The organism is Szabonella alba (assembly GCF_016765775.1).
GTDB classification, from domain to species: domain Bacteria; phylum Pseudomonadota; class Alphaproteobacteria; order Rhodobacterales; family Rhodobacteraceae; genus Szabonella; species Szabonella alba.
Genome location: NZ_JAESVN010000008.1, coordinates 13,846 through 24,237, shown reverse-complemented (window position 1 = coordinate 24,237; position 10,392 = coordinate 13,846). Strand labels below are relative to the sequence as shown.

The window sequence follows — 10,392 nt, the reverse complement described above, 5'->3', positions numbered from 1 at the left end:
CCGATGACCGGAACGCTGATCCTTGATCCCCTGATCCCGCTGGCCGTGCTTTATGCACTGGCGGGCGTCGCGCTGATGGCGGCCGTGCTGGCGCTGTGGCGGGGCCTGTCGGGCTGGTGGCTGCGCGGCGCGGCGCTGGCGGTGCTGCTGGTGGCGCTGGCCAATCCGTCCCTGCAGCGCGAGGACCGCGATCCGCTCTCCGATATCGTGATTGCCGTGGTCGATGACAGCGCCAGCCAGCGCATCAGCGACCGTCCCGCGCAAAGCGAGGCCGCGCTGGCGCGGGTGCGGGCCGAGGTGGCGGCGCTGCCCGATACCGAACTGCGCATCGTCCGGCTGGGCGACGGGGAGGGTGATCTGGGCACGCAACTGATGACCGCGCTGGCCGAGGCGCTGGCCGAGGAACCCCGCGCGCGGGTGGCCGGGGCGATCCTGATCACCGACGGGCAGGCGCATGACATGGGGCTTGCCCCCGACATGCCCGCCCCCCTGCATGTGCTGCTGACCGGACGCGCCGCCGACTGGGACCGACGCCTTGTCGTCACCAATGCGCCCGCCTTTGCCATTCTAGGCGAACCCGTCACCCTGCGCCTGCGCGTTGATGATCAGGGCCGCGTGCCCGAAGGGCTGGCCGGATCGGCGCAGTTGTCCATTGCCATCGACGGGGAGGATCCGCAGGTCTTTACCGTGCCGGTGGGAGAGGATCTGGAACTGCCCGTGACCCTGCCGCATGGTGGCATCAATGTGCTGCAGTTTCAGGTCGCGGTGGGGGAGGGCGAACTGACCGACCGCAACAATGCCGCCGTGGTGCAGATCAACGGCGTGCGTGACCGGCTGCGGGTGCTGCTGGTCTCGGGCGAACCCCATGCCGGTGAACGGGTCTGGCGGAACCTTCTGAAATCCGATCCTTCGGTGGATCTGGTGCATTTCACCATTCTGCGCCCGCCGGAAAAACAGGACGGCATCCCGGTTTCGGAACTGTCGCTGATCGCCTTTCCGACGCGCGAACTGTTCGTCGAGAAGATCGAGGAATTCGATCTGATCGTCTTTGACCGCTACCGGCTGCGCGGCATCCTGCCGCAAAGTTATCTGCACAATGTCAGCGATTACGTGCGCCGGGGGGGCACGGTTCTGGTCGCAGCCGGGCCGGAGTTTGGCGGGGCCGACAGTCTGTGGCGCTCGGCCCTTGGCGATATCATGCCGGTCGATGCGACCAGCCGCGTCTATGAACAGGGCTTCCGCCCGGAACTGACCGAACTGGGCCAACGCCATCCGGTGACCGAGGGGCTGGAGGATCTGGCCCCGGCCGAGGGCTGGGGCCGCTGGTTCCGCCATATCGGCATCCGCCAGACCGGCGGGCAGGCGGTGATGTCGGGCGTCGATGGTCAGCCGCTGCTGGTGCTGGACCGGGTGGGAGAGGGGCGCGTGGCCGTCATGGCCTCGGACCATATGTGGCTTTGGGGCCGGGGCTATGAGGGGGGCGGGCCGCAACTGGAACTGCTGCGCCGTCTGGCCCATTGGATGATGAAGGAACCCGAGCTTGAGGAAGAGGCCCTGTCGGCCAGCGCCTCGGGCCAGCGCATGACCGTGACGCGCCGCACCATCGGCGAGGATCCCGGCCCGGTGACGATCACCCATCCGGACGGGACCGAAACCGTGCTGGACCTGCCCGAGGCGTCCCCCGGGCGCTACAGCGCGCAATGGGACGCGCCGGAAATGGGGCTTTACCGGCTGGAACAGGGCGATCTGACACGTGTCATCGCGCTTGGCCCCTCAGCCCCCCGGGAATTTGAAGAAACCATCGCCTCGGGCGACAAACTGGCCGAGACGGTCGCGGAAACGCGTGGCGGCATCCTGCGGATCGAGGACGGGGCACCCGATATCCGGCGTGTTGCCGAAGGGCGGGTTGCATCAGGCCGGGGCTGGATCGGGATCACCCCGCGCGGGGCCTATGTCACGCAGGATATCCGCGTGGGTGCGTTACTGCCCGCATGGCTCTGGCTGCTGATGGCCGCAAGCCTTGCCATCGGCGCATGGCTGATCGAGGGGCGTCGCGGGGGCGCGAAGGCGGCGGGCTGAACGCCCGCCCCGTTGCGAGTTCCGAAAGCGCGCGACCACAACAGGCCGTGCGGCTGGGTTGACCGCGCCGGGGAGGGCTGTCTGCCCTCCCCGGACCCCTCCCGAGGATATTTCCGAACAGAAAAACGCAGCGCGGCTGATTCCCGCGTTGTTTGTCGCGGAGGGGTTTCCGGCGCCTTAGCCGTGTTTCAGTGTGATGGTTTTCAGCCGGGTGAAGCCGTATAGCGCCTCAAACCCCTTTTCGCGGCCATGGCCCGATTTTCCGGTGCCGCCAAAGGGCAGTTCGATCCCGCCGCCCGCGCCGTAATTGTTGATGAAGACCTGCCCGGCATTCAGCGCATGGGCCATGCGGAACTGCCTTGCGCCATCGCGGGTCCAGACCCCGGCGACCAACCCGTATTCGGTGCCATTGGCAATTGCGATGGCCTCGGCCTCATCCTCAAAGGGAATGGCGACCTGAACGGGTCCGAAAATCTCCTGCTGTGCCAGCGGGTGATCGGGGGGCACATCGCGGAACAGGGTCGGCAGGACATAATTGCCCGATGCAGGGGCGTCCTCGGCAAGGCTGCCCTGCGCCGCGATGGTCAGATCGGAGCCCATGGCAAGGAAGCGTTCCACCCCGGCCTTCTGCCGGGCCGAGACCAGTGGGCCGACCTGCGGATCGGTCATGGCCGGGCCGACGCGCAGGTCGCGATAGACACGGGCCATGGCCTCGATCACCCGGTCATAGATGCTGCGCTGGATCAGCACGCGTGATGCTGCCGAACAGGTCTGCCCCGCCGCCTGCATGCAGGCCCCGACCAGCGTGGGCAAAGCGGCCTCAAGATCCACGTCGTCAAAGACGATATGCGGCGACTTGCCGCCCAGTTCCAGCGTGACCGGCACGACATGGCGCGCGGCGGCGACCTGAATCGCCTGCCCGACGCCGACCGATCCGGTAAAGGACACATGATGCACGCCCGGATGACCGGCCAGCGCCGCCCCCACCTCGGCGCCATAGCCGGTGACGACATTGAAACCCCCGGCAGGGAACCCCGCCTGTGATGCCAGATCGGCCAGCGCCAGCGCGGTCAGGGACGCATCCTCGGCCGGTTTCAGCACGCAGGCATTGCCGGTGGCCAGCGCCGCGCCGACCGACCGCCCGACAATCTGCATCGGATAGTTCCAGGGCACGATATGGCCGGTCACGCCATGGGGTTCGCGCAGGGTCAGCACGGTATGGCCCGCCTGATAGGGCAGGGTTTCGCCATGCAGCTTGTCCGCCGCCCCGGCATAGAATTCCAGATAGCGGGCCAGTGCTGTGACATCATTGCGGGCCTGACCGATGGGCTTGCCCACGTCCAGACATTCCAGTCGTGCCAGATCCTCGGCACGGTCCAGCACAAGTTCGCGCAACCGCATCAGCAGCCGCCCGCGATCCAGCGCTGTCATGCGGCCCCAGTCCCCGGCCCGTGCCGTTTCGGCCGCAGCCACCGCCGCGTCTATATCAGCGGTCGTGCCCCGCCCGATTTCAGCAATCTGCGCGCCGGTCGAGGGGTCGATCACCGCGATCCGCCCGCCGCCGGTGACGGGACGCCATGCGCCGCCGATAAAGATCTGCGTGGGATCAAACCAGAGTTGCGGGTCGGTCATCGTGAAATCCTTTCGGGGACTGTCGGGCGCCGCGGGCAGGGCCAAAGCGCGCCGTGAAGGGGAAACGCGGGGATGCAGAAGTCAGCGCAATTCGCGGTAGAACGGTTCGAAACGGCGCTGGCCTTCGGCGATATGGGCGCGCATCGCCTCGGCGGCGCCCCGGTCATCGCCCGCCGCCATCCGGTCAACGATCAGCCCGTGTTCGCGGATCGCGCGGTCCTGCACATCGGGGGCAAAGCGCAGTCGGAACATCTGCATCGGCTGGCGCAACCGGCCAAGCGCCTCGGCAATCACCTCATTGCCCGAACCGCTGGCCACGCGGTCATGGAATCGCAGATCGGCAAGGGCGAACCGGCCCTGACCGGCGGCAATGTCGGACAGCGACGCCTCCATCTCGGTCAGGGTGGCGCGCAGATCCTCCAGCAGTCCGGGCTGGCGGGTGCGGGTGGCCATGGCGGCGGCCTCGGGTTCCAGCAGAAGGCGGAATTCATAAAGCTGCCGCGTCCGTTCGGCCGAGGGCAGGGGGGCTGCGCTGAAACCCGCATTATGCCGCCGCAAGACCAGACCTTCGGCCTCAAGCCGGGTCAGGGCCGCGCGGATCGGGGTCTGTGAAACCCCCAGATCGCGGGCCAGCGTGTCGATGGCGATGCGTTCACCCGGCGGAATGACTGAGGACATGAGCCGCGCCAGCAACAGGCCATGTACCTCCTCGCCCAGCGAATGGCGGGGGGCAAGGGGCTGAAGAACGGGGGTATCTGACATGACTGGCTCGATTGCCGCTTGACGCGGATGGGTTGGCTCACTACGCCGGATATCGTATCGTATCCGAAATAGGAAGCAAAAACCGGCGGCCCATGCCCCGGCAGGGGAGGCGGAATGAAATCTTACCGTGTGGCCACCATCGCAGGCGATGGCATCGGGCCGGAAGTGACCGCCGCAACGCTGAAAGTGCTGACCGAGGCGCTGGGGGCGTCCCGCATCACATTTGAGGACATGCCGGGCGGCGCTGGCCATTACAGCCGCACGGGTGAGGTGCTGCCCGATGACACCTTCGCCGCCTGCCGCGACATGGATGCGATCCTGCATGGTGCGGCGGGACTGCCCGGGGTCAATTATCCCGACGGCACCGAGGTCGGCAATGACCTGCATCTGCGCCTGCGGTTCCGGCTGGACCTTTACGCCAATATGCGCCCGATCCGGCTTTGGCCCGGGGTGCGCTCGCCCTTGCGCGATTTTGACGGCGGCGGGATCGACTATGTCGTGGTGCGGGAAAACACCGAAGGGCTTTATGCCAGCCGGGGGGCGGGTGTGCTGCTGCGCGGTGAGATGGCGACCGATACGCTGGTCGTGACGCGCAAGGGCACCGAGCGCGTGGCGCGCTTTGCCTTTGATCTGGCGCAGCGGCGCAAGGGCGCACCCCGCGATGGCCGCGCCCGGGTGACGGTCTGTGACAAGGCCAACATCCTGCGCAGCTATGCGTTTTTCCGCGCCGTCTGCGATGAGGTGCATGGCGATTATCCGGGGGTCGAGATCGACTATGCCTATGCTGATGCGATCACCGTTCATATGGTGAAACGGCCGGATTTCTATGACGTGATCGTAGCCGAAAACATGTTCGGCGATATCATTTCCGATCTGGGCGCGGCCACGGTCGGCGGGATGGGCATTTCCCCCTCGGCCGAGATCGGGGACAGCCATGCCCTGTTTCAGGGCGCGCATGGATCGGCGCCCGATATTGCCGGGCAGGATGCCGCCAGCCCGCTGGCCACGATCCTGTCGGGCGCAATGATGCTGCACTGGCTGGCCGACCGGCATGAGGACGCGGATCTGCGGCAGGCGGGCGACCGGGTTGAGGCCGCCGTGGGCCGGGTGCTGGCCAAAGGGGATCATGTGCCGCGCGATCTGGGCGGGCAGACGGGATGCAATGCGATGGCCGAGGCGATCTGCCGGGCCCTGTCGGAGGAGGACAAGACAAAATGACGGATAAGACAATCGGGATCATCGGCGTCGGCCTGATGGGGCATGGCATCGCCAGCAATATCGCCCGCAAGGGCTGGCAGGTGAATTTCCTGCATCATGAGGGCAATCAGCCCGTCGCGGATCTTGAGGCGATGGGAGCGCGGCGCTTTGATGACCGGGCGGAACTGGCACGCGCCTCGGATGTGATGATCCTCTGTCTCAACGGCTCGCCTCAGGTCGAGGCGGTGATGCTGGGGGCAGGCGGCGTGCTGGAGGCGCTGCGCCCCGGGTCGGTCGTGATCGACTGTTCCACCGCCATTCCCGCCTCGACCGAGGCGATCGGCGCGAAGGTTGCCGCCGCAGGCAGCCGCTTCATGGATGCCGCGATGACGCGCACCCCGCTTGAGGCGGCCGAGGGGCGTCTGAACCTGCTGATCGGGGCCGATCCCGCGCTGTATGCCGAGATGGAACCGCTGCTGGAAACCTTTTCCGAGAACCGTTTTCACGCGGGCGGCGTCGGGGCGGGCCATACGCTGAAACTGCTGCACAACTTTGTGTCGCTGGGCTCGGTCCTGCTGATTTCCGAGGCGGCGGCCTGTGCCAGCGCCAGCGGGATTGCGCCCGAGGTTCTGGTCGATGTGCTGAAAAAGGGCGGCGGCTATGGCGCGGGACTGGACCGGGTGTCGCCCTATCTGCTGGAAGGCGACACGTCGCGGCTGCGCTTCTCGGTCGCGAATGCGCATAAGGATCTGTCCTATTACGGGCAGCTTGCTGCGGATCAGGGTGCTTCGGCCGGGGTTGCAACGGGGGTTCTGACAACACTGGCGGGGCTTATGGAGGCGGGCCATTCGGCGCGGTTCCTGTCGGAAACCTCATCCCTTCTGGGTGGCAAACCATCGAAATCCTGACCACGAACCGGTGAGGACAAGAAAAAGGGGCGGGTTTTTCCCGCCCCTTTTGACATTTTCGAACTATCCCATGACCGGTTACGGCCCGATCCCCATGATCATCTGCATCGGCCAGAGCGAGATTGCCGGAACATAGGTCACGACCATCAGCGCGGCAAAGACCGTCAGCACGAACCACAAGAGTTGCGGGATGATCCGCTCCACCGGCAGGCGGGCCACGGTGCAGGCGGCGAAAAGGTTCACGCCGAGGGGCGGGGTAATCATGCCAAGCGCAAGATTGACCACGATGATCAGGCCGAAATGCACCGGATCGACACCGTAAGCGATGGCAATCGGCGTCAGGATCGGCGCCAGCACCAGAATTGCCGCCGATGTCTCGATGAACATGCCCACCATCAGCAGCAGGATATTCACCGCCAGCAGAAAGGCGATGCGGGATTCGAACATGTCCTTGAACCATGCTGCCACTTCATTCGGCAGACCAGACCGTGCGATCAGGAAGGAAAACAGGGCCGCTGCCGAGATGATCAGCATTATTGCCGAGGTTGCCAGCATTGTCTGTTTCAGGATGCCCGGCAGGTCGCGGAACTTCAGTTCCTTGTAGAACAGCATCCCCACCACCACCGCGCAGACCACTGCCATCGCGCTCGCCTCGGTCGGGGTGAAAATGCCCGAATAGATGCCGCCCAGAATGACGACCGGCACCAGCATCGCAGGCAGTGCCGCGATGAATGAGGGCAAAAGGCGCGGCCGGTCGATTCCGTCCATCTTGCCGATACCCTTGATACGGCAAAGGATGAGCACCAGCGCCATCAGCGCGCCGGCGACCAGAAAGCCCGGCCCGATACCGGCAAGGAACAGTTGCCCGATCGAGGTTTCGGTCGAGACGCCATACAGGATCAGCGGGATTGAAGGCGGGATCAGCACGCCAAGCTCGGCCGAACTGGCCTGCACCGAGGCGGCAAGCGGCGCCGGATAGCCCTGCCGCACCATGGCGGGGATCAGGATTGCCCCGATGGCAAAGGTTGTGGCAACTGATGACCCCGAGACCGAGGCGAAGAGCATGCAGGTCAGCACGCAGGAGGCCGCAAGCCCGCCCTGAATGCCACCGACGATGGATTTGGCAAGCTCGACCAGCCGGTGGGAAATTCCCCCCGCCGACATCAGGTTGCCCGCAAGGATGAACAGCGGAATCGCCATCAGCGGATAGCTGTCCAGACCCGTGAACATGCGTTGCGCGACAATCAGCATGGGCAGGCGGCCCTGAACCTCGATCCCGATGATCGAGGCAAGGCCAATGGCCACGGCAATCGGCACGCCGATGATGAAGAAGATCAGAAGCGAAAGCGCAAGGGCGGTGTTCACTGGACCACCTCCGCCCGTTCGGCCCATTCGCCTTGCGTCGCGCGGATCGCGCTTGCCACCACGGCGATCAGGATGAAGGCCGATCCTACAGGCAGTGCCGCGTAGGCCCAGCCGATGGACACATCCAGCGCGGCCAGTTTCTGCCGTGCGACCCGTTCGGTCATCGCCCAGCCCTGCCAGAACAGGATTGCAAAGAAGACGAAGCTGAGGAACGAGGCGAAAAGATGCAGAGCCATCCCCAGCCGCGCGGGCAGGGATCGCTGCACGATCTCGACCACGATCATCGCGCCCTCACGCACCGCAGGGGCCACGCCTAGAAAGACCGCCCAGATCATGGCAGAGCGGGAAATGACCTCGGACCATGTCGAGGGGTTGCCAAAGATGAAACGGGCCGAAACCTGATAGATCGCAAGGGCTGCGGCGATCAGCAGGAAGGTGATCGACAGAATTGTTGCAAGGCCCGTGGTCAGCCGCTCGAAACGCAGGAAGAGGGTCATCCGACTGCTCCTTTCAGATGGAAAGGGCCGGCGCAATCCTGCGCCGGCCCGACGGATCGTCAGGAAATCACTCGACGGCCTTGATCCGGTCGATCATCTCGGTGCCATACTCATCCGTATAGACCGCATAGGCGGATTCCTCTGCCAGGGCGGCAAAGGGCGCCTTGTCGATATCGGTGATGACCTCCATCCCGTTCTCGCGCAACAGCGCCACGCCCTCGGCCTCCAACCGGTTCACCTCGGCCCGGTTGGCCTCGACGCCGACCTTCGCGGCCTCGTAGAACCAGCCCTTCTGTTCCTCGGTCAGCCCGTCGATCAGTGCGGGCGAGGCAAGGATGATGGCGGGCGAATAGACATGGCCCGTCAGCGAGACATATTTCTGGACTTCCCAGAATTTAGAGGCCGTGATGACCGTGATCGGGTTTTCCTGTCCGTCCACCACGCCCTGTTGCAGCGCGCCGAACAGTTCAGGGAAAGCCATCGGCGTCGGCGAGGCGCCCATGCCGGTGAAGGCGGCCATATGCACGCGGTTTTCCATCGTGCGCAGCTTGATGCCGCCCAGATCTTCGGGGGTCAGGATCGGGCGCTGCGAATTGGTAACATGGCGGAAACCGTTTTCGGCCCAGGCCAGCCCGACAAGGTTGTTCTCATCCACCTTTGCCAGCAGTTCCTGCCCGATCTCGCCATCCAGCACCTTGCGGGCATGGTCATAGTCGCGGAACAGGAAAGGCAGGTCCAGCGCGAAGACTTCGGGCACGAAGTTGCCCAGCGGGCCGCTGGACGAGATCGCCATATCGACCGAGCCGATCTGAAGCCCCTCAATCAGGTCGCGCTCACCGCCCAGCTGGCCGGCGGGGGCCTGTTCGCCCACAAAAGCGCCGTCCGAAAGTTCGGCCAGCTTGGCGATGAAGGCTTCGGCGCCGACACCGTAATGCGATGTGGCCGAGGTGGTGGTGCCGATCACGATGCGCTGCTGCGCCTCGGCGGCTCCGGCCAGGGCCAGGGCCGCGACGGTGCCAAGGATATAATGTTTCATCAGGTCTCCTCCGTTTTTGTTGGTCGTTCTGGGGTTGGTGTCGGGTGGCGCCTTCGGCGACCGCCCTGACGCGCAGGTTCGGCGTGGCTGTCAGCCCCTTTCCTGCGTCGCATCGTAAAGCGGATCCGAGCGGTTGAGATGGGCCTGCATCATCGCCACGGCCCCTTCGGCATCCCGCTTTTCCAAGAGATCCACCATATGGTCATGTTCGCGCATCGTGGTCTGTTCCCGACCGGACCAGTGCAGCATGGGTTTGTAATAGCCGAACAGCCAGGTCAGCATCGAGCGCGTCACCTGTTCGATGAGAGGATTGCCCGAGATCGCGGCGATGCGGACATGGAAATCGATATCGGTCTCGATGAAGGCGCGTTCATCGGCGATCTTGCGGCGCTGTTCGGCGGAAATCATCCGCAGCGCCGCCGCATCGGCGGCTGTGCAACGCTCGGCGGCCAGCCGGATCGTTCCCGCCTCCAGCAATTTGCGCAGCTGTTTCAGGTTGTCCAACGTCGAGGGGGCGCGGCGGACCAGAAGGTTCGCGATATCCTCGATCTGGCCAAAGGCCATATCGGCGGTCAGATGGTTCACCCGGCTGCGTTCGCCATGGGAAATCGAAATCAGCCCCTTGTTCGCCATGGTCTGCAGCGCCTCGCGCACGGCGGGGCGGCCGACGCGGAACCGGTCCATCAGCGCGCGTTCCGACGGCAGGGCATCGCCGGGCAACAGTTCTCCGGTCTCGATCATCTGCCAGAGCCGTTCAAAGACCTGATCCGACAGTTTCTGCCGCACAATGATGTCGTCATGCCCCCGGTCTGCAGCGCGATCAGCAGCCCGGTCCACGCCCTGCTCCGCCGCCCCGTCGCGGGGGGGCGGGTCGATGCGGGAATGGCCTGCGCCGCTGTTGTGTTGCATGACTTGT

9 protein-coding genes are annotated in these 10,392 nt (G+C 65.2%); 3 read left to right on the top strand and 6 right to left on the bottom strand.

The annotated features are described in order from the left end of the window. Positions 1-3 precede the first annotated feature (3 nt). The gene (locus tag JL811_RS15800; protein WP_202689671.1) at positions 4-2,079 is read left to right on the top strand and encodes a hypothetical protein; all 2,076 of its coding nucleotides are present in this window, start codon (positions 4-6) and stop codon (positions 2,077-2,079) included. A gap of 177 nt (positions 2,080-2,256) precedes the next feature. Here the strand turns inward: JL811_RS15800 and JL811_RS15795 are convergent, their stop codons facing one another. Both JL811_RS15795 and JL811_RS15790 read right to left on the bottom strand, forming a co-directional pair. Beyond that, complete coding sequence (locus tag JL811_RS15795; RefSeq protein ID WP_202689670.1) at positions 2,257-3,711, bottom strand: aldehyde dehydrogenase family protein; 1,455 nt, start codon at positions 3,709-3,711, stop codon at positions 2,257-2,259. Between the two features lie 81 nt (positions 3,712-3,792). Further along, the gene (locus JL811_RS15790; protein WP_202689669.1) at positions 3,793-4,473 is read right to left on the bottom strand and encodes a GntR family transcriptional regulator; all 681 of its coding nucleotides are present in this window, start codon (positions 4,471-4,473) and stop codon (positions 3,793-3,795) included. A gap of 114 nt (positions 4,474-4,587) precedes the next feature. Here JL811_RS15790 and JL811_RS15785 point away from each other — a divergent pair, with 114 nt between their 5' ends. Then, positions 4,588-5,691, top strand: a complete 1,104-nt coding sequence (locus tag JL811_RS15785) for an isocitrate/isopropylmalate dehydrogenase family protein (protein WP_202689668.1) — start codon at positions 4,588-4,590, stop codon at positions 5,689-5,691. Continuing rightward, positions 5,688-6,578 (top strand): NAD(P)-dependent oxidoreductase, encoded by an 891-nt coding sequence (locus JL811_RS15780; protein ID WP_202689667.1) that lies wholly within the window; start codon positions 5,688-5,690, stop codon positions 6,576-6,578. Before JL811_RS15785 ends, JL811_RS15780 begins: the two co-directional genes overlap by 4 nt. Before the next feature lie 78 nt (positions 6,579-6,656). Here the strand turns inward: JL811_RS15780 and JL811_RS15775 are convergent, their stop codons facing one another. From JL811_RS15775 to nanR, 4 genes are all read right to left on the bottom strand, one after another. After that, positions 6,657-7,943 (bottom strand): TRAP transporter large permease subunit, encoded by a 1,287-nt coding sequence (locus JL811_RS15775; protein ID WP_202689666.1) that lies wholly within the window; start codon positions 7,941-7,943, stop codon positions 6,657-6,659. Next, positions 7,940-8,440 carry a TRAP transporter small permease gene (locus JL811_RS15770; protein ID WP_202689665.1) on the bottom strand — a complete coding sequence of 167 codons (501 nt, stop codon included), beginning with the start codon at positions 8,438-8,440 and terminating at the stop codon, positions 7,940-7,942. Before JL811_RS15770 ends, JL811_RS15775 begins: the two co-directional genes overlap by 4 nt. A gap of 67 nt (positions 8,441-8,507) precedes the next feature. Next, positions 8,508-9,476, bottom strand: a complete 969-nt coding sequence (locus JL811_RS15765) for a TRAP transporter substrate-binding protein (RefSeq protein WP_202689664.1) — start codon at positions 9,474-9,476, stop codon at positions 8,508-8,510. Positions 9,477-9,566: 90 nt separating this feature from the next. Then, entirely contained in the window at positions 9,567-10,385 is an 819-nt protein-coding gene (nanR, locus tag JL811_RS15760; protein ID WP_202689663.1) for a transcriptional regulator NanR, read from the bottom strand. Positions 10,386-10,392: the final 7 nt, after the last annotated feature.